This window comes from Pseudomonas sp. Irchel 3H7 (genome assembly GCF_900187605.1).
GTDB lineage: Bacteria > Pseudomonadota > Gammaproteobacteria > Pseudomonadales > Pseudomonadaceae > Aquipseudomonas.
Map to the genome: position 1 here is coordinate 36,958 of NZ_FYEA01000019.1, position 17,610 is coordinate 54,567.

Genomic DNA, 17,610 nt, shown 5'->3' on the forward strand with positions numbered 1-17,610 from the left:
CGGCGAAAGTGGACGAAAAATGCTCATTTACCATGGATGTAAACTCCGCGTTCTCGCCCGCTTTCTCGCTACGTTCCAGTCCGCGATGTTCCTTGCTCACTCAGGCATGACAGAGTGAATTACTCTGCTGCGCCTTCTTCGGTAGCTTCTGGAGCAACACGTGGAGCGTGGACGTTGGCAACAGCCTTGTCATCGCCGTGTGCCAGAGCAACGAACTCAACGCCTTTAGGGGCTTTGAGGTCCGACAGGTGAATGATCGAACCGATTTCAGCGTCAGCCAGGTCGACTTCGATGAACTCAGGCAGATCTTTCGGCAGGCAGGTCACTTCGATTTCAGCAACAACGTGCGAAATCTCGCCGCCTTTCTTCACTGGAGCAGCTTCGTTGATGAAGTGCACAGGAACGATAGCGGTCAGTTTCTGGCCAGCGACAACGCGTACGAAGTCAGCGTGCAGCACGTGGCCTTTGGCTGGGTGACGTTGCAGAGCTTTGATGATGACGTTCTGCTTGGTGCCGCCAACGTTCAGCTCGATGATGTGGCTGTAAGCCGCTTCGTTTTCGAGCAGTTTGGCAACTTCTTTGGCCAGCATGCTGATGGATTCAGGGGCTTTCTCGCCACCGTAAACAACAGCTGGAACCAGAGCGGCGAGACGACGCAGGCGGCGGCTCGCACCTTTCCCCAGGTCGGAACGCACTTCAGCATTCAGAGTAAAATCGTTCATTTTGTATCTCCAAAATAGCCATGACCGAGTGGCGTTTGCGACCAGCGCCGAACACGGTATGGGCAAAAAAGCCCCGCCCCGGCAGGAATGCCGGGGCGGGGCGCTTTTCGTCAACGAGACATTTCGCGAAGGGCAGGGCCCTTAACGGAACATCGCGCTGATCGATTCTTCATTGCTGATGCGGCGAACCGCTTCGGCAACAACCGGTGCGATATCCAGTTGACGGATACGTGCACAGGCTTGTGCTGCAGCGGACAGCGGGATGGTATTTGTCACCACCAGCTCGTCCAGCACGGAATTTTCGATATTCTCGATGGCCCGACCCGACAGCACAGGGTGTGTGCAGTAGGCAAAGACCTTGGCTGCGCCATGCTCTTTCAGGGCCTTCGCCGCGTGGCACAGAGTGCCGGCGGTATCGACCATGTCATCGACCAGAATACAGGTACGCCCTTCGACATCACCGATGATATGCATCACTTCAGAGTGATTGGCTTTCTCACGGCGTTTGTCGATGATCCCGAGATCCACGCCCAGAGATTTGGCAACAGCACGTGCACGCACGACGCCACCAATGTCCGGGGACACGATCATCAGGTTTTCGAAGCGCTGATCTTCAATGTCATCCACCAGAACCGGGGAGCCGTAGATGTTATCTACCGGAATATCGAAGAAGCCCTGAATCTGGTCAGCATGCAGATCAACCGTGAGAACACGGTCGATGCCGACTACGGTAAGCATGTCAGCAACGACTTTCGCGCTGATAGCTACACGTGCGGAACGCGGACGGCGATCCTGACGGGCATAACCAAAATAAGGAATAACAGCAGTGATACGAGTAGCCGAGGAGCGGCGGAAGGCATCAGCCATCACTACCAGTTCCATCAGGTTATCGTTGGTCGGAGCGCAAGTCGGCTGAATAATGAAAACGTCTTTACCGCGAACGTTTTCATTGATCTCGGCTGTAATTTCGCCGTCGGAAAACTTACCGACAGAGATGTCACCGAGAGGGATATGCAGCTGACGTACAACACGCCGAGCCAGATCGGGGTTAGCGTTCCCCGTAAAGACCATCATCTTGGACACGCGCAGTACCTAGAGGCTGAGGGTAACCTGGATGAGTATAGAAAATGGCAGGGGCGGCTGGATTCGAACCAACGCATGGCAGGATCAAAACCTGCTGCCTTACCGCTTGGCGACGCCCCTGTATCTGTTGCATCAAGTGCCGAGCACCTGGTTCCTTTAGAGCAGACTTTGCAGTTTTCGGTGCAACATCGAAACGTTGCTGCCTTTGGCTACAAACCCTGTAAGGGTCTCTGTCAGAAGGGCCGAGACTTTATCAGCTTCAGCTTTGCTTGGGAAGCCCCCAAACACACAACTTCCAGTTCCGGTGAGTTTTGCTTCGGTAAATTTACCTAACAAATCCAATGCGTTACGTACTTCTGGATAACGCCTTGCAACCACCGGCAAGCAGTCATTTCGACTGTTTCCCTCGGGAACGGGGCGCACTTTAATGGGCGGCGTGTTACGTGTCAACAAAGGATCGGAAAAAATTTCTGCCGTACTAACAGAGACTTGCGGCACGAGCACCAGATACCACGGTTCTTCGGGATCCACCGGGGTGAGTTTCTCCCCCACGCCCTCGGCAAACGCCGCATGGCCACGGACGAAAACCGGCACGTCAGCGCCAAGCGTCAGGCCCAGAGTAGCCAGGCGATCTTCGTCCCAACCCAGCTGCCACAAATGATTCAGACCGAGCAAAGTGGTCGCCGCGTTCGAGCTGCCACCACCAATGCCGCCACCCATAGGCAGGACTTTATCGATCCAGATATCGATGCCGAGTGAACAGCCGGACTGTTGCTGCAGCATTTTTGCCGCGCGCACGATCAGGTTGCTGTCATGCGGCACGCCGACGAATTCGGTGTGCAGTTGAATCACGCCGTCATCACGCACGGCAAAAGTGATTTCATCGCCGTAATCGACAAACTGAAACAAAGTCTGCAACTCGTGATAACCGTCTTCACGACGACCGAGAATGTGCAGCATCAGGTTGAGTTTGGCCGGCGAGGGCAGGGTCAGGCGTGCAGCGGTCATGCGTTATTGCCCCAACTTGCGCGGTTGCCAGGTCTTGATCACCAGCGTGACGTCGAGGTCGGTGCCGTGCAGCTTGATGCGCTCGGGCAACCAGTAACCGTTTTGTTCGGTGTAGGCAGTGTATTCGACTTTCCAGCCATCCTGTTCCAGGTTGGCCAGACGACTCTCCGCATCCAGGTTCAGGCGGCTTTTGCTGTTCGGCGCCGGCAGGCCACGCACCCACCAGGCCAGATTCGACACCGGCAGTTTCCAGCCGAGCTGTTCTTCGAGCAGCGCTTCCGGCGACTCGGAGTCGTAGCGACCCTGATTGGCGACTTCCAGCGACACTTTGCCCGGCCGCCCGGTCAGGCGCGCGGCGCCACGACCCAGCGGGCCGGACAGACGGATGTCGTAATAGTCCTGACGTTGCAGCCAGAACAGCGTGCCGCTACCGGAATCTTTCGGTGCGCGGATGCCGATCTTGCCATCGATCTGCCAGCCATCGAGGCCGGTCAGTTGTTGTTTGTTCGCGGCCCATTGAGCCGGACTGCCGTGGCCCTCGACCGATTCGCGAGTGCCAAAACCCGAGCAGCCAGCGAGCAGGGCGATGAAGCTGAAAACAATAACGTGGCGCAAAAACATGAGTTAAAGAGTCTCGGATCCGGTCAGGCGCTTGATGGTGCTGCGCAGAATGGTGCTGTCGGGCTGATCCTTGAGGAATTTGCCCCAGATTTGTTTGGCTTCACGCTGGTTGCCCTTGGTCCACAACACTTCGCCCAGGTGTGCGGCGACTTCGTGATCAGGGAAACGCTCCAGCGCCTGACGCAGATATTTCTCGGCGTCATCCAGGTTGCCCAGGCGGTAATTCACCCAGCCGAGGCTGTCGAGTACGGCCGGGTCTTCCGGATTGATCTGGTGTGCCTGCTCGATCAGCGCTTTGGCTTCAGCGTAGCGAGTGGTGCGGTCGGACAGGGTATAGCCCAGCGCGTTAAGGGCCATAGCGTTGTCCGGATCACGCTTGATGATCAGGCGCAGGTCTTTTTCCATCTGTGCCAGATCATTGCGTTTTTCCGCGAGCATGGCCCGGGTGTAGAGCAGATTCAGATCGTCCGGGTATTGCAGCAAGGCTTGCTGCAAGACTTTCCAGGCCTTGTCGTCCTGTTTATTGGCCGACAGGGTTTCCGATTCGATCAGGTACAACTGAATCGCGTAGTCCGGTTGTTCGTCGCGCTGAGCGGCGAGTTTGCTTTGCGCTTCAGCGGTTTTGCCGTTGTTCATCAGGATATCGGCCTGACGCAATTGCGCCGGCAGATAATCGTTGCCCGGGCCGACCTGGGCGTACTCGATGAGCGCGCCTTGCGGGTCGTTGCGTTCTTCGGCGATGCGACCGAGGTTCAGGTGCGCCGAATCGACATGGCTTTCCCGGGCGATCAAGTCTTCCAGGTAACCCTTGGCCTCATCCCAGGCCTTGGCTTCCAGGCATACAAGTGCCAGCGAATAACGCAGTTCGTCGTCTTCAGGATATTGCTGAACAAGGCTGGAAAACTCGGCCTTGGCGTCGTCCATGCGGTCTTGCTCAACCAGCATGCGTGCGTAAGTCAGGCGCAGGCGTTTGTCGTCCGGGTACTTCTTGATGCTTTTTTGCAGCAGGGGCAGGGCTTCGTCGCCGCGGTTGAGCAATTGCAGCAGGCGTGCGCGCAGCAGAATCGGCGCAATCTCGCCTTCTTCCGGCGGATGGTCTTCAAGCAATGCCAGTGCCGCTTTGTTGTCGCCATCCTGTTGCAACAACAGGGCCTTGCCGAAAATCAGCTGGCTGTTGTTCGGATGACGCTGCAACAAACGGTCAAAACTTTTCATCAGGCCGTTGCGGGTTTCCTGATCGGTATCCGCTGCCGACAGCGCGAGGAAGTCGAAATGGGTATCGCCCTTGCCCTGCAGGACTTTCTCCATATAGACCATCGAGTCGTCATAACGCCCGGCGCGCGCCAGTTGCACGGCAGCGGCGCGTTGCGCTTCGAGGTCGTCCGGGGCGTTTTTCGCCCAGATCAGCGCGGTATCAAGGGCCGGTTGATCGGCGCCCAGATATTCGGCGATACGGAATGCGCGCTCGGAGACGCCCGGATCCTGGGTGTTGATGGCCTGGGTCACGTAGTTGTCCAGGGCAATGTCGAAACGATTGCGCTGGCCGGCGAGTTCGGCGCTCAACAGGCTGAAAACGGTTTCCTCGCTGAACGAGCTGTAAACCTTGGGCTTTTCAGGCGCGGGCGTGGTGTCTTCAACCGACGGCGTACCGTCTGGCGAAACGGGAGCCAAGGCCTGGCAGCCGCTGAGGAAGACAAAAGCGAGGAACAACGCGGAAGATCTATTCATATAGGAAGAGGACGACTAACCTGCGGTCGGATCATCATGACACAAGCCTTCGGCCAAACATAACCGAGACTCAATTGTGCCCATTATAGGGGCTGACGATTGGGACAATAGTCAGCGGTAGTTGTTCTGAATCTTTCGAAGGTGGACAATTGCCGGCTTCACGTCACCATCAGCGACCTTGAATGGCCTTCCTTGCACTCGGTATCAACCACAAGACTGCTTCAGTAGACGTCCGCGAGCGCGTGGCCTTTACCCCTGAGCAGCTGGTGGAAGCCTTGCAGCAGCTCTGCCGACTGACCGACAGCCGCGAAGCTGCGATCCTCTCGACCTGCAATCGCAGTGAGCTTTATATAGAACAGGATCAGCTTTCTGCCGATATCGTGCTGCGCTGGCTGGCCGACTATCACCATTTAAGCCTTGATGAGCTGCGCGCGAGTGCTTATGTGCATGAAGATGATGCGGCAGTTCGTCACATGATGCGCGTCGCCTCCGGGCTCGACTCGCTGGTGCTCGGCGAACCGCAAATTCTCGGCCAGATGAAATCGGCCTACGCCGTGGCCCGCGAGGCCGGCACCATTGGTCCGCTGCTGGGACGACTGTTTCAAGCCACGTTCAATGCCGCCAAACAGGTGCGCACCGACACGGCGATCGGTGAAAACCCGGTGTCCGTGGCATTTGCCGCGGTCAGCCTGGCGAAACAGATTTTCAGCGATTTGCAGCGTAGTCAGGCTTTGCTGATCGGCGCCGGCGAGACCATTACTTTGGTCGCCCGCCATTTGCACGAGCTGGGGGTCAAGCGCATCGTCGTCGCCAACCGCACGCTGGAACGCGCCAGTCTGTTGGCTGAACAGTTCGGCGCTCACGCGGTGTTGCTCTCGGACATCCCGGCAGAACTGGTGCGCAGCGATATCGTGATCAGTTCGACCGCCAGTCAGTTGCCGATTCTCGGCAAGGGTGCGGTGGAAAGCGCGCTGAAGCTACGCAAGCACAAGCCGATCTTCATGGTCGACATCGCCGTTCCCCGGGATATCGAGCCGGAAGTCGGCGAGTTGGACGACGTTTACCTCTACAGCGTCGACGATCTCCACGAAGTGGTCGCCGAGAACCTCAAGAGTCGTCAGGGCGCAGCCCAGGCCGCGGAAGAGATGGTTTCGGTCGGCGCCGATGATTTCATGGTGCGCCTGCGCGAACTGGCGGCGGTCGATGTGCTCAAGGCCTATCGTCAACAGAGCGAACGCCTGCGCGACGAAGAGCTGCAAAAAGCCCTGCGTCTGCTGGCCAACGGCGGCAACGCTGAAGACGTGCTCGGACAATTGGCCCGTGGCCTGACCAATAAACTGTTGCACGCGCCCAGCGTGCAATTGAAAAAGCTTTCTGCCGAAGGCCGCCTCGATGCGCTGGCCATGGCCCAGGAACTCTTTGCCCTTGAGGGCTCACCGGATAGCTTTTCGGATAAAAAATCGCAATGAAAGCGTCACTGCTCAATAAGCTGGACATCCTCCAGGACCGTTTCGAGGAACTGACCGCGCTGCTCGGCGACGGCGAAGTCATTGCCGATCAGACCAAATTCCGCGCCTATTCCAAGGAATACGCCGAACTCGAGCCGGTCGTGCAAACCTATAAAAAGCTGCTCAGCGTACAAAGCGATCTTGAAGGCGCCCAGGCGCTGCTCAAGGACAGCGACCCGGACATGCGTGAAATGGCCGTGGAAGAAGTCCGTGAAGCCAAGGAATTGCTGATTACCCTGGAAGGCGATCTGCAACGCATGTTGCTGCCCAAGGATCCGAATGACGGCCGCAACGTCTATCTCGAAATTCGCGCCGGCACCGGTGGCGACGAGGCGGCGATCTTCTCCGGCGACCTGTTCCGCATGTACTCGCGTTACGCCGAACGGCGTGGCTGGCGTGTCGAGATCCTTTCGGCAAACGAAGGCGAACACGGCGGTTATAAAGAAGTCATCGCGCGCATTGAAGGCGACAACGTTTACGGCAAGCTGAAATTCGAATCCGGCGCGCACCGCGTACAGCGTGTACCCGCCACCGAATCCCAGGGCCGTATCCACACCTCGGCCTGCACCGTGGCGGTGTTGCCCGAGCCGGACGAGCGCGAAGCCATCGAGATCAACCCGGCGGATTTGCGCGTCGACACTTACCGCTCCTCCGGGGCCGGTGGTCAGCACGTCAACACCACCGACTCGGCGATCCGCATCACCCACATACCGACCGGCACCGTCGTCGAGTGTCAGGAAGAACGTTCCCAGCACAAGAACCGTGCCCGGGCGATGGCTTGGCTGTCGGCCAAACTCAACGACCAGCAAACCGCCGCGGCGGCCAATGCGATTGCCAGCGAGCGTAAATTGCTGGTGGGTTCCGGTGACCGTTCCGAGCGGATTCGCACCTACAACTTTGCTCAGGGCCGGGTTACCGACCATCGCGTCAACCTGACCCTGTACTCGCTGGATGAAATCCTCGCCGGTGGCGTTGAAGCGGTGATCGAGCCGTTGTTGGCCGAATATCAGGCTGACCAACTCGCTGCGATAGGTGAATAAATGACCATCATTGCCAGCCTGTTGCGCGCCGCCGAATTGCCGGACTCGCCCACCGCGCATCTGGACGCCGAGTTGCTTCTCGCGGCGGCACTGGGCAAATCACGCAGCTTTCTGCACACCTGGCCCGAGCGCATCGTACCCAGTGAAGCGGCGCTAACCTTTGCTGAATACCTGCAACGCCGCCGTAGCGGTGAACCGGTGGCTTATATTCTCGGGCAGCAGGGCTTCTGGAAACTCGATCTTGAAGTCGCGCCGCACACGCTGATCCCGCGTCCGGACACTGAATTGCTAGTGGAAGCGGCGCTGGAATTGCTGCCCGCGACCCCGGCCAAAGTGCTCGACCTCGGCACCGGCAGCGGCGCAATCGCATTGGCCCTGGCCAGCGAGCGCCCGGCATGGAAAGTCACCGCCGTAGATCGCGTACTCGAAGCCGTGGCTCTCGCCGAACGCAATCGCCAGCGCCTGCATTTGAACAACGCCACCGTGCTGAGCAGCCATTGGTTCAGCGCGCTGGAAGGTCAGCGTTTCCAGTTGATCATCAGCAACCCGCCGTACATCGCTGCGGCCGATCCGCATCTGGTCGAAGGCGATGTGCGCTTCGAGCCGGCGAGTGCGCTGGTGGCCGGTGAAGACGGTCTGGACGATCTGCGTCTGATCGTTGCGCAAGCCCCGGATCATCTGCAAGCAGGTGGCTGGCTGATGCTCGAACACGGCTATGATCAAGCCGAAGCCGTACGCGATTTGTTGCTGACGCGTGGTTTCGAAGAAGTCCACAGCCGCACCGATCTGGGCGGTCATCAACGCATCAGTCTGGGGCGCCTGCCGTGCTGAATGATCAGGAATTGCTGCGCTACAGCCGGCAGATTCTGCTGCAACACATCGACATCGACGGGCAACTGAAGCTCAAGGACAGTCGCGTGCTGATCGTCGGCCTTGGCGGTCTCGGTGCACCGGTTGCCTTGTATCTGGCAGCGGCGGGTGTCGGTGAATTGCATCTGGCGGATTTCGACACGGTCGATCTGACCAACCTGCAACGCCAGATCATCCATGACACCGACAGCGTCGGCATGAGCAAGGTCGACTCGGCGCTCAAGCGTCTGGGTGCGATCAATCCTGAGATCCAACTGATCGCTCACCGTCAGGCGCTGGATGAGGATTCTCTCGCCGCAGCCGTGGCGGCGGTGGATCTGGTGCTCGACTGTTCCGATAATTTTTCCACGCGCGAGGCAGTCAACGCGGCGTGCGTGGCCGCATGTAAACCGTTGGTCAGCGGCGCGGCGATTCGGCTGGAAGGGCAGTTGTCGGTGTTCGACCCGCGTCGCGCCGAGAGCCCGTGCTACCACTGTTTATACGGGCATGGCAGTGAAGCCGAACTGACTTGCAGTGAGGCCGGTGTGGTCGGGCCTTTGGTGGGGCTGGTCGGCAGCCTGCAAGCGCTCGAGGCCTTGAAGGTTCTGGTCGGTTTCGGTGAGCCGTTGGTGGGCCGCTTGTTGCTGATCGATGCCCTTGGTTCGCGTTTCCGTGAGTTGCGCGTCAAGCGCGATCCGGGTTGCAGTGTCTGTGGTTCGCGCCATGCGTGAAGCGCCGATCGGCGTGTTCGACTCCGGCGTCGGCGGCTTGTCGGTGCTGGCGGAAATCCAGCGTTTGCTGCCCAATGAATCACTGCTCTATGTCGCCGATTGCGGGCACATTCCCTACGGTGAGAAAACCCCTGAATTCATCCGTCAGCGCTGCAGCGTGATGGCCGGGTTTTTCCGTGAGCAGGGCGCCAAGGCGTTGGTGCTGGCCTGCAATACCGCGACGGTCGCAGGCGTTGCCGATTTACGACGTGATTTTCCCGACTGGCCGATTGTCGGTATGGAGCCTGCGGTCAAACCTGCCGCTGCCGCGACCCGCAGCGGTGTGGTCGGCGTGCTCGCCACCACTGGCACGTTGCAGAGCGCCAAGTTCGCCGCGCTGCTTGATCGCTTTGCCACCGACGTTCGCGTGATTACCCAGCCATGCCCCGGCCTGGTCGAGCTGATTGAAAGCGGCGATCTGCACAGCGCCGAGTTGCGCCAGTTGCTGCAAGGGTATGTCGAGCCACTGTTGGCCAGCGGTTGCGACACGATCATTTTGGGCTGCACCCACTATCCCTTTCTCAAGCCGATGCTCAAGTCGATGATCCCAGCGGACATAAGTCTGATCGATACTGGCGCGGCTGTAGCACGGCAACTTCAGCGGCTTTTGGCGGAGCGCGATTTGCTCGCTGGCGGCCCGAACCAGCCGGTCAGATTCTGGACCAGCGCCGATCCTGCGTACTTCAAAAACATCCTGCCGCTACTGGGGCAAAGTGCTGGCGAAGTGCAAAACTTCAGCTTGTAAAAAAATTGTGAAATAACTAAAACTTCAGCTGAACTTCTGAGTAGGCGCTAGCTTCTATAGCGAAGAGTTACCTAGAAAACCAAACGATCGTTCCGGAAAAGGAAGTTTCAACGTGAAGCGACTATTCTGCTTGGCCGCGATTGCGGCCGCATTGATGGGGCAAAGTATTACTGCGCAAGCGGCAGGTGTTGAGTTCGCCGTGGGGGCCACCAGCGACTCGACCATGACGTACCGCCTGGGCATGAATTTCGACTGGGACAAGAGCTGGCTGCAAAGTGACGTCGGTCGCCTGACCGGTTACTGGAGCGGGGCGTACACCTACTGGGAAGGTGACAAGACTTCCAGTAACAACAGCCTGTCGTTCTCGCCGGTATTTGTTTACGAGTTCGCCGGTCAATCGGTCAAACCGTATGTGGAAGCGGGGATCGGCGTCGCGGCGTTCTCCAATACCAAGTACGAATCCAACAACCTCGGCGGTTCTTTCCAGTTTGAAGACCGCTTCGGTTTTGGTCTGCGTTTCAATGGCGGGCATGAAGTCGGGATTCGTGCGACGCACTATTCCAACGCTGGCTTGGCCAGTGACAACGACGGCGTAGAAAGTTACTCGCTGCATTACACGATGCCGTTGTAAGCACGATCAAAAGATCGCAGCCTTCGGCAGCTCCTACAGGTGAAACACATTCCCATGTAGGAGCTGCCGAAGGCTGCGATCTTTTGTTTTTGGGATCACCGGTAAGCCGTGGTGATGCCTTTGCGCTCTTCAATGCACTCGGGCGCGCCCATCTCGAATTCGCGGCAGATCAACGGGCGTTTCTCATAGATCGTGCACATCATGCTGTCGCGATCCAGCGCCGCGCACCAGCCGTCGTCCAGACGCAGCATCACTTCGCCGCCCCACTCATCGGTATCGATAAAGCGATCAGGCACGCCAGTGTCGGTGATCAGCATCACTTCGAGCTGGCAACAGCACGCCGCGCAGGTCGAACAAGTGACCGCCGGTTCCGTGATTTGTTGGTGGGGAATGGTCTTCATGGCCGGCAGTGTAAGGCAGTGGCCGGCATGCGTGTGAAAGGTCTGACAGACGCTCAGTGCGTCAGTCGCCGCGCCATCGTATGCAACAGCGGAAACAGCAGCGCCCAGAGCAGGCCGATACCGATCAGTGTCGGCAGTTCACCATAGGGAAATTGCACGCCGGCTAGCCGCCCGCCGGCGTAGTACGACATTGCGCCACCGACGGCCCCCAGCGAACTCGCCAGCCACCACGGCCGCGCGCTCCAGGCCAGGCAGTGACGCAACGTGGTCGCGAGCAACGCCCAGAGCAGCATCAGCCACAACGGAATCAGCGGCGACAGATCCTGAAACTCGAATACACCCAGCGCGCGCAAAACGCTGTCCACCGCCGTGCCGACAATCACCACGCTCAACACCAGGCGACCCTCAGCCGCCCAACTGCTGATCCAGCGCAGATGAATCACCAGCACCGCCAACGCCAGTAGCAACCACAAACTGTTGCCGCCGAGCACGCAGGTCAGCCAGCCGATCTGGAACAGCACGGCATTGGCGACACGCTCAAGCATCGAAGCGTCCGAGCAGCGGCGCGGTCATCGCCGCCGGTTTGGCCAGCAACAATTGCGCGGTGCCGATGGTGCGTTCGAGGAAGCCACCCTCGCAGTAACACAGGTAGAACTCCCACAGCCGCAGGAAATAATCGTCGTAACCCAACTCGCTCAAGCGGCCGTGGGCGCGGCGGAAGTTCTCGTGCCACAGGCGCAGGGTGCGGGCGTAGTGCAGGCCGAAATCTTCCATGTGCAACAGGTTCATGTCGGTGTCGCGGCTGACCACTTCGAGCATTTTCTGCACGCAGGGCAGGGCGCCGCCGGGGAAGATGTAACGCTGGATGAAATCGACGCCGCGCTTGGCCTGTTCATAGCGCTGCTCGCGGATGGTGATCGCCTGGATCAGCATCAGACCGTTGCTCTTGAGCAGGTGCGCGCATTGTTTGAAATAGGTCGGCAGGAAGCGGTGACCGACCGCTTCGATCATTTCGATCGACACCAGTTTGTCGTATTCGCCGGTCAGGTCGCGATAGTCCTTGAGCAGCAGCGTGACCTGATCCTGCAAGCCCAGTTGTTCGATGCGTTGCGCGGTAAACGCGTACTGCTCTTTCGACAGCGTCGTGGTGGTGACCCGGCAACCGTAATTCTGGGCGGCGTAAAGCGCCATGCTGCCCCAACCGGTGCCGATCTCCAGCAAATGATCATCGGGTTTGAGCGCAAGCTTCTGGCAGATCCGCTCCAGTTTGTTCAACTGCGCCTGCTCCAGACTGTCTTCGGGCGTAAGGAACTGCGCCGCCGAATACATCATGGTCGGGTCGAGAAACTGTTCGAACAGATCGTTGCCAAGGTCGTAATGCGCAGCGATGTTTTTCTGCGAACCCTTGCGCGTATTACGATTGAGCCAGTGCAGACCTTGCACCAACGGCCGGCCGAGGCGGGCCAGGCCACCCTCCATGGCGTCGAGCACGTCGAGATTGCTGACGAACACACGCACCACCGCTGTCAGATCCGGCGAGCTCCAATAGCCGTGGATAAACGCCTCGCCGGCACCAATCGAACCATTGCCGGCGACCATGCCCCAGACGGCCGCATCCGTCACATGGATTTCCCCCAGCAACGCACTGCCCGGCGTACCGAACATCAGCCGTTCGCCGTCCTCGACCACCAGCAATTGCCCGTGTTTGAGTTGAGCCAATTGGCGCAACACGCCACGGCGCAGCAGCGATCCGGTCAAACCGTTGGCGCTGAACCGACTGACCGACAGACTAGAGGATTTCATGGCGCTGCTCCTTGGGAAGCACAGTGGCGGTTTGAAAGCTGCCGTCGGCAGTCTGATGAGCAAAGATCGGTGCGCGTTTGAGCAGCAGTCGCAGCGCTTGCCAGTAAATCGCCAAGGCAGTTTTTGCGGTCATCCACGGAAACCGCCGCAAGTAGCGGTGCAGGCTGCGACGATCGAGACTTTCGCGTTGCAGATTGAGCGTGGCGTCGAACAGTTTGTGCTCGCCTTGCCAGTCGGCCATGTGCACGCCGAGGTTCTGCGCAGCGGGGCTGAAGCTCATGCGGTATTCGAGATCGCGCGGCAAAAACGGCGAAACGTGAAAGGCCTTGGCCACGGCGAAGTGCTGGTGAAAATCCTGCAGATTGGCGGGCGCACGCGCCGGCAGCACATAGTGATAACGCTCGCGCCACGGCGTGTTGGTGACTTCACAGACAATCGCCGCCAGTTGCCCGTCGGCTTCATGGCAGTAAAAGAAACTCACCGGATTGAACGACAATCCCCAACTGCGCGCCTGGGTCAGCAGGCAAATCGAGCCTTGCGGTTCGTGGCCGATGGCGATGCCGACCTGCTGACGCACGGCATCGATCAGGCGTATGCCTCGGCCAGTGAATGCCTTGAGATAGTCCGTCTCGCGAAACGAGAAGGGCGCAAAGCGACTGCGTCCGGCCAGCGGCGACAGTGCAAGCACCGCGTCCTGTTCGCTGAGGTCGAGGTAGAGCAAACCGATCCGGTAGCGGAACTCATGGCGGCGCGGCGAGAAGCGCCGATGACCGATCCAGCCGCTGTAGAGGGCGCTGTTCATAAGGTTTCCCCGAACGCGGCGGCCACGCGCAAGGCGCTGACAACACCGTCCTCATGAAAACCATTGGCCCAGTAGGCGCCGCAATAATGCGTGTGTTGCGCGCCATCAAGTTCGCCCCAGCGTTGCTGTGCGGCCGCTGCTGCGAGGCTGAACTGTGGGTGGGCGTAGGTGTAGCGGGCGAGCACTTTGTCCGGGCTTATGCCGGCGCTCTGATTGAGGCTGACGCAGAACGTGGTGTCGCTCTGAATGCCCTGCAGAATGTTCATGTCATAGGTGACGGCGGCGTGGGTGTGACCGGCGCCGCTGAGCCGATAATTCCAGCTGGCCCAGGCCAGTTTGCGCGTCGGCAGCAAACGCGTATCGGTGTGCAGCACCACTTCATTGTCGGCGTAGGGCAGGGCACCGAGGATCGCGCGTTCGGCATCGCTGGGGACTGCCAGCAGTTTCAGCGCCTGGTCGCTGTGGCAGGCGAACACCACCCGATCGAAATGCTCAAGGCCTGCCGGGCTGTGGATAACTACGCCATGCACATCGCGATCAACCCGAGTGACCGGGCAATTGAGCCGAATCCTGTCTTTGAACGCAGCCGTCAGCGGCGCGATATAGGCACTGGAACCGCCTTCGATGACTTGCCACTGCGGACGATCACTGACCGATAACAGGCCATGGTTTTTGAAAAAGCGCACAAAAAACTGCAGCGGAAAGTTGAGCATTTCCGCCATCGGCATCGACCAGATCGCCGAGCCCATCGGCACGATGTAATGCAGGATGAAACGTTCGCCGTAACCACCGGCCTTGAGGTAGTCGTCGAGGGTGGTGTCGGCGGCAATGCGCAGTTCGACAAGATCGCGCTGGGCTTCTTTGTTGAAGCGCAGAATATCGCGCAACATGCCCCAGAACCCCGGCGACAACAGGTTGCTGCGCTGGGCGAACAGGCTGTTGAGGTTGTTGCCGTTGTACTCCAGACCGGTGTCCGGGTCGGTCACCGAGAAACTCATTTCCGTCGGCTTGAACGCCACGCCGAGCTGGCCGAGCAGTCGGATGAAATTCGGGTAGGTCCAGTCGTTGAAGACGATGAAACCGGTGTCCACGGCGTACTGCCGTCCAGCGACCGTAACGTCCACGGTGTGCGTGTGGCCACCGACCCAATCGCCCGCCTCGAACACCGTGATGTCATGGCGACGATTGAGCAGGTAAGCGCAGGTAAGCCCGGCGATGCCGCTGCCGACGATGGCAATTTTCATGTCGGATCCGTCAGTGGAGGCGACTTGCGCACCATGCGCTTGCCGATCGCCAGTTGTACCCGTGCCGGCAGTTTCGACAGCGGCCACAGCGCGGCCATGAACAGCGCCGGAAAGGCGATCTCCAGCGGCCGATCCTTGAGCTTGGCGAAGATGTGCCGCGCGGCTTTATCCACAGGCCAGCTCAACGGCATGGGGAAATCGTTTTTGGCGGTCAGCGGTGTTTCGACAAAACCGGGGCTGACCACGGTGACTTCAATGCCTTCGTCGGCCAGATCGATGCGCAACGACTCGAACAGGTAACGCAAACCGGCCTTCGAGGCACCGTAGGCTTCGGCCCGTGGCAGCGGCAGATAGGTCACCGAACTGGCGACGCCGACCAGGTGCGGCGCAGTGCCTTTGCGCAGCAGCGGCAGTGCGGCCTCAATGCAATAACTGCTGGCGAGCAGGTTGGTGCGCACCACATGTTCGATGATCGATGAGTCGAACTGCTTGGCGTCCACGTATTCGCAGGTGCCGGCGTTGAGAATCACCGAGTCCAGCGAACCCCAGTCCTCGGCGATCTGCTCACCGATTTCGCGCACAGTCTGGCTGTTGGTCAGATCTCCCGGCACGACCAGAACCTGCCCCGGATAGCGTTGCGACAAGACCTTGAGCGGAGCAACCTGACGGGAACTGACTGCCAGGTGCGCACCGGTTTTCAGGATCTCTTCAGCCAGCGCAGCGCCGATGCCACTGCTGGCCCCGGTCAACCAATAACGCCGTGGAGGTGTACGACTCATCCCATTCTCCTTTTCAGCCAGGCAATGACCCGGCCCAATACTGGCAAGTGTTCATACAGCAGCGCCCCGGCATCGAAATAATCCCGGTGGCGATAAACCTTGTCACGCCAGAGCAGATGCGAGCAGCCGCTGACGCGAATCACGCGGCCATTCGCCAGGCGCGGATGACGATAGCTCATGACCCAGCGCAAATAGCCTTCGCAGTCGCTGATCTGGTCGAAACCATGAAAGTCGAAGCGCAGTTCGCTGACGTTGGCGTATAACTCGCCGAAATAGTCGCGTAACTGCGCCAGCCCCTGCACCTCATGCAGCGGGTCGGTGAAGTGAATGTCATCGCTGTACAGCTCGCCCAGGCTTTGCAGGTTGTCTTTGTTCAACGCTGAAAATTGCCGGGCGAAGCGGCGCAGGAATTCACTCATCATCACCTCCTGAAGACGTACGCGAAGGCAGATTCTTGAAGGCTGCCAGCGCCCGTTGCCGCGAGGTGCTGAGGTTGACGATCGGCGACGGATAGTCTGCGGCGCCGAACAAGCCGCCGAGGTTGGCCGGGTTGTGCACTTCTTTTTTGTTGAGGCCGGCCAGTTCTGGTAGCCAGTGCTTGATGAACAAGCCTTCGCTGTCGAATTTTTCCGATTGGCTCAGCGGATTGAAGATGCGGAAGTACGGCGCCGAATCGGTGCCCGTCGACGAACTCCATTGCCAGCCACCGTTGTTCGCCGCCAGATCGCCATCAATCAAGTGGCGCATGAAAAAGCGTTCGCCTTCGCGCCAGTCGATCAGCAGGTTTTTGGTCAGGAACATCGCCACGATCATGCGCAGGCGATTGTGCATCCAGCCGGTTTCGAGCAATTGGCGCATGGCCGCGTCGATGATCGGCAGACCGGTGCGCGCTTCTTGCCATGCGGCAAGATCGTCCGGCGCATCACGCCAGGCCAGCGCTTCGGTTTCCGGGCGAAATGCACGGTGCCGCGAGACCCGTGGATAGCCGACCAGAATGTGTTTGTAGAACTCACGCCACAGCAACTCGTTGATCCAGGTGACCGCACCGACCTTGCCGCTCTCGAACTCGCCCTGATTACTTTGCAGGGCGGCGTGCAGGCATTGGCGCGGCGAAATCACGCCGGCCGCGAGATACGCCGAGAGCTGACTGGTGCCGGGTTTGGCCGGGAAGTCGCGTTCGCTCTGGTAGTAGTCGATCTGCGCGTCGGTGAAGGTGTCGAGACGGCGCCGGGCTTCGTTTTCGCCGGCGGGCCATAGATCGCGCAAGGTCTGGCTCGGCGTCGAGAAGCCCTTAACCGAGTCGGGAATCGGATCGCTGCTGAGCTCAAGTTTTTCCTGTTTGCCGGGGGCCTTGACCAGCGCCGGCACCGAGCGATGCAGGCGTTCGTAACAGACTTTGCGGAACTGGCTGAACACCTTGAAGTAACTCTCGGTCTTGGTCAGCACGCTGCCAGGTTTGAACAGCAACTGGTCGAGATAGCTGTGAAAGGTGATGCCCTCGGCCTTTAGTGTTTCGCCTACCGCTGCATCGCGACGGCTTTCATGAACGCCATATTCTTCATTGGCGTGAACCGCCGCTATCTTCAGCTGCCGGCAGAGTTTGAGCAGTTCTGCCGGGGCTTGATCCCAATGGCTTGCAGTGCGAATCAGCAACGGGATATTCAGTTGGTCAAGGCTGGCGCTCAACTCACGCAGGTTGCGCAACCAGAAGTCGACCTTGCACGGCGCATCGTCATGTTCCAGCCACTGCTGCGGGCTCAACAGGTACACGGCGACCGTCGGGCCGCGCGCTGCGGCGGCCGCGAGGGCGGTGTTGTCATGTTGGCGCAAGTCGCTGCGCAGCCAGATCAATTGCATGTCGGAACTCACTGCGTCC

At 59.2% G+C, this 17,610-nt stretch carries 19 protein-coding genes and 1 tRNA gene; 6 read left to right on the plus strand and 14 right to left on the minus strand.

The annotated features are described in order from the left end of the window. Positions 1–119: 119 nt before the first annotated feature. From CKW38_RS27505 to CKW38_RS27530, 6 genes are all read right to left on the minus strand, one after another. Positions 120–722 carry a 50S ribosomal protein L25/general stress protein Ctc gene (locus tag CKW38_RS27505; RefSeq protein ID WP_007912900.1) on the minus strand — a complete coding sequence of 201 codons (603 nt, stop codon included), beginning with the start codon at positions 720–722 and terminating at the stop codon, positions 120–122. Positions 723–863: 141 nt separating this feature from the next. Next, entirely contained in the window at positions 864–1,805 is a 942-nt protein-coding gene (locus CKW38_RS27510; protein WP_003171603.1) for a ribose-phosphate pyrophosphokinase, read from the minus strand. A gap of 45 nt (positions 1,806–1,850) precedes the next feature. Further along, positions 1,851–1,925: transfer RNA gene (locus CKW38_RS27515), tRNA-Gln, on the minus strand. 36 nt (positions 1,926–1,961) lie between these two features. Next, a complete protein-coding gene (ispE, locus tag CKW38_RS27520) occupies positions 1,962–2,813 on the minus strand; it encodes a 4-(cytidine 5'-diphospho)-2-C-methyl-D-erythritol kinase (RefSeq protein ID WP_095114373.1) in 852 nt (283 codons plus the stop codon). 3 nt (positions 2,814–2,816) lie between these two features. Next, on the minus strand, positions 2,817–3,434 hold the full coding sequence (gene lolB, locus CKW38_RS27525; protein WP_095114374.1) for a lipoprotein insertase outer membrane protein LolB: 618 nt from the start codon (positions 3,432–3,434) through the stop codon (positions 2,817–2,819). 3 nt (positions 3,435–3,437) lie between these two features. Further along, the gene (locus CKW38_RS27530; protein WP_095114375.1) at positions 3,438–5,162 is read right to left on the minus strand and encodes a tetratricopeptide repeat protein; all 1,725 of its coding nucleotides are present in this window, start codon (positions 5,160–5,162) and stop codon (positions 3,438–3,440) included. A 182-nt stretch (positions 5,163–5,344) separates the two neighbouring features. On the opposite strand from CKW38_RS27530, the gene hemA reads away from it, so the two are divergent. The 6 genes from hemA to CKW38_RS27560 all read left to right on the plus strand — a co-directional run bounded on the left by hemA (position 5,345) and on the right by CKW38_RS27560 (position 10,705). Then, the gene (gene hemA, locus CKW38_RS27535) at positions 5,345–6,631 is read left to right on the plus strand and encodes a glutamyl-tRNA reductase (RefSeq protein ID WP_007912890.1); all 1,287 of its coding nucleotides are present in this window, start codon (positions 5,345–5,347) and stop codon (positions 6,629–6,631) included. Next, entirely contained in the window at positions 6,628–7,710 is a 1,083-nt protein-coding gene (prfA, locus tag CKW38_RS27540) for a peptide chain release factor 1 (RefSeq protein ID WP_095114376.1), read from the plus strand. Before hemA ends, prfA begins: the two co-directional genes overlap by 4 nt. Beyond that, positions 7,711–8,541: a peptide chain release factor N(5)-glutamine methyltransferase gene (prmC, locus tag CKW38_RS27545; RefSeq protein ID WP_095114377.1), complete on the plus strand. Its 831-nt coding sequence runs from the start codon at positions 7,711–7,713 to the stop codon at positions 8,539–8,541. Continuing rightward, positions 8,535–9,290, plus strand: coding sequence for a molybdopterin-synthase adenylyltransferase MoeB (locus tag CKW38_RS27550; protein ID WP_007912884.1), 756 nt, complete (start codon positions 8,535–8,537; stop codon positions 9,288–9,290). Before prmC ends, CKW38_RS27550 begins: the two co-directional genes overlap by 7 nt. Then, positions 9,283–10,074, plus strand: a complete 792-nt coding sequence (gene murI, locus CKW38_RS27555) for a glutamate racemase (protein WP_095114378.1) — start codon at positions 9,283–9,285, stop codon at positions 10,072–10,074. Before CKW38_RS27550 ends, murI begins: the two co-directional genes overlap by 8 nt. A 112-nt stretch (positions 10,075–10,186) precedes the next feature. Then, positions 10,187–10,705 carry an acyloxyacyl hydrolase gene (locus tag CKW38_RS27560; RefSeq protein WP_095114379.1) on the plus strand — a complete coding sequence of 173 codons (519 nt, stop codon included), beginning with the start codon at positions 10,187–10,189 and terminating at the stop codon, positions 10,703–10,705. A 95-nt stretch (positions 10,706–10,800) separates the two neighbouring features. Here CKW38_RS27560 and CKW38_RS27565 read toward each other — a convergent pair whose 3' ends face one another. The 8 genes from CKW38_RS27565 to phrB are packed head-to-tail and all read right to left on the minus strand — an operon-like array spanning position 10,801 to position 17,591. Next, entirely contained in the window at positions 10,801–11,106 is a 306-nt protein-coding gene (locus tag CKW38_RS27565) for a YkgJ family cysteine cluster protein (RefSeq protein WP_007912865.1), read from the minus strand. A 53-nt stretch (positions 11,107–11,159) separates the two neighbouring features. Beyond that, positions 11,160–11,651: a DUF2878 domain-containing protein gene (locus CKW38_RS27570; RefSeq protein ID WP_007912864.1), complete on the minus strand. Its 492-nt coding sequence runs from the start codon at positions 11,649–11,651 to the stop codon at positions 11,160–11,162. Beyond that, entirely contained in the window at positions 11,644–12,909 is a 1,266-nt protein-coding gene (locus tag CKW38_RS27575) for a cyclopropane-fatty-acyl-phospholipid synthase family protein (protein WP_007912863.1), read from the minus strand. Before CKW38_RS27575 ends, CKW38_RS27570 begins: the two co-directional genes overlap by 8 nt. Next, positions 12,896–13,711 (minus strand): DUF1365 domain-containing protein, encoded by an 816-nt coding sequence (locus CKW38_RS27580; protein WP_095114380.1) that lies wholly within the window; start codon positions 13,709–13,711, stop codon positions 12,896–12,898. Before CKW38_RS27580 ends, CKW38_RS27575 begins: the two co-directional genes overlap by 14 nt. Then, positions 13,708–14,955 (minus strand): NAD(P)/FAD-dependent oxidoreductase, encoded by a 1,248-nt coding sequence (locus tag CKW38_RS27585; protein ID WP_095114381.1) that lies wholly within the window; start codon positions 14,953–14,955, stop codon positions 13,708–13,710. The genes CKW38_RS27580 and CKW38_RS27585 overlap by 4 nt, the downstream gene beginning before the upstream one ends. Next, positions 14,952–15,734: an SDR family oxidoreductase gene (locus CKW38_RS27590; RefSeq protein WP_007912854.1), complete on the minus strand. Its 783-nt coding sequence runs from the start codon at positions 15,732–15,734 to the stop codon at positions 14,952–14,954. Before CKW38_RS27590 ends, CKW38_RS27585 begins: the two co-directional genes overlap by 4 nt. After that, entirely contained in the window at positions 15,731–16,153 is a 423-nt protein-coding gene (locus tag CKW38_RS27595) for a nuclear transport factor 2 family protein (protein WP_007912852.1), read from the minus strand. The genes CKW38_RS27590 and CKW38_RS27595 overlap by 4 nt, the downstream gene beginning before the upstream one ends. Next, positions 16,146–17,591 (minus strand): deoxyribodipyrimidine photo-lyase, encoded by a 1,446-nt coding sequence (gene phrB, locus CKW38_RS27600; RefSeq protein ID WP_176472382.1) that lies wholly within the window; start codon positions 17,589–17,591, stop codon positions 16,146–16,148. Before phrB ends, CKW38_RS27595 begins: the two co-directional genes overlap by 8 nt. Positions 17,592–17,610: the final 19 nt, after the last annotated feature.

What these genes read in the sequence shown, in the direction of transcription:
- CKW38_RS27580 (WP_095114380.1), bottom strand. Translation starts at nt 13,711, where the DNA reads ATGAACAGCGCCCTCTACAGCGGCTGGATCGGTCATCGGCGCTTCTCG.
- CKW38_RS27585 (WP_095114381.1), bottom strand. Translation starts at nt 14,955, where the DNA reads ATGAAAATTGCCATCGTCGGCAGCGGCATCGCCGGGCTTACCTGCGCT.
- phrB (WP_176472382.1), bottom strand. Translation starts at nt 17,591, where the DNA reads ATGCAATTGATCTGGCTGCGCAGCGACTTGCGCCAACATGACAACACC.
- CKW38_RS27570 (WP_007912864.1), bottom strand. Translation starts at nt 11,651, where the DNA reads ATGCTTGAGCGTGTCGCCAATGCCGTGCTGTTCCAGATCGGCTGGCTG.
- CKW38_RS27575 (WP_007912863.1), bottom strand. Translation starts at nt 12,909, where the DNA reads ATGAAATCCTCTAGTCTGTCGGTCAGTCGGTTCAGCGCCAACGGTTTG.
- CKW38_RS27590 (WP_007912854.1), bottom strand. Translation starts at nt 15,734, where the DNA reads ATGAGTCGTACACCTCCACGGCGTTATTGGTTGACCGGGGCCAGCAGT.
- lolB (WP_095114374.1), bottom strand. Translation starts at nt 3,434, where the DNA reads ATGTTTTTGCGCCACGTTATTGTTTTCAGCTTCATCGCCCTGCTCGCT.
- CKW38_RS27505 (WP_007912900.1), bottom strand. Translation starts at nt 722, where the DNA reads ATGAACGATTTTACTCTGAATGCTGAAGTGCGTTCCGACCTGGGGAAA.
- hemA (WP_007912890.1), top strand. Translation starts at nt 5,345, where the DNA reads ATGGCCTTCCTTGCACTCGGTATCAACCACAAGACTGCTTCAGTAGAC.
- ispE (WP_095114373.1), bottom strand. Translation starts at nt 2,813, where the DNA reads ATGACCGCTGCACGCCTGACCCTGCCCTCGCCGGCCAAACTCAACCTG.
- CKW38_RS27530 (WP_095114375.1), bottom strand. Translation starts at nt 5,162, where the DNA reads ATGAATAGATCTTCCGCGTTGTTCCTCGCTTTTGTCTTCCTCAGCGGC.
- CKW38_RS27595 (WP_007912852.1), bottom strand. Translation starts at nt 16,153, where the DNA reads ATGAGTGAATTCCTGCGCCGCTTCGCCCGGCAATTTTCAGCGTTGAAC.
- prfA (WP_095114376.1), top strand. Translation starts at nt 6,628, where the DNA reads ATGAAAGCGTCACTGCTCAATAAGCTGGACATCCTCCAGGACCGTTTC.
- prmC (WP_095114377.1), top strand. Translation starts at nt 7,711, where the DNA reads ATGACCATCATTGCCAGCCTGTTGCGCGCCGCCGAATTGCCGGACTCG.
- CKW38_RS27565 (WP_007912865.1), bottom strand. Translation starts at nt 11,106, where the DNA reads ATGAAGACCATTCCCCACCAACAAATCACGGAACCGGCGGTCACTTGT.
- murI (WP_095114378.1), top strand. Translation starts at nt 9,283, where the DNA reads ATGCGTGAAGCGCCGATCGGCGTGTTCGACTCCGGCGTCGGCGGCTTG.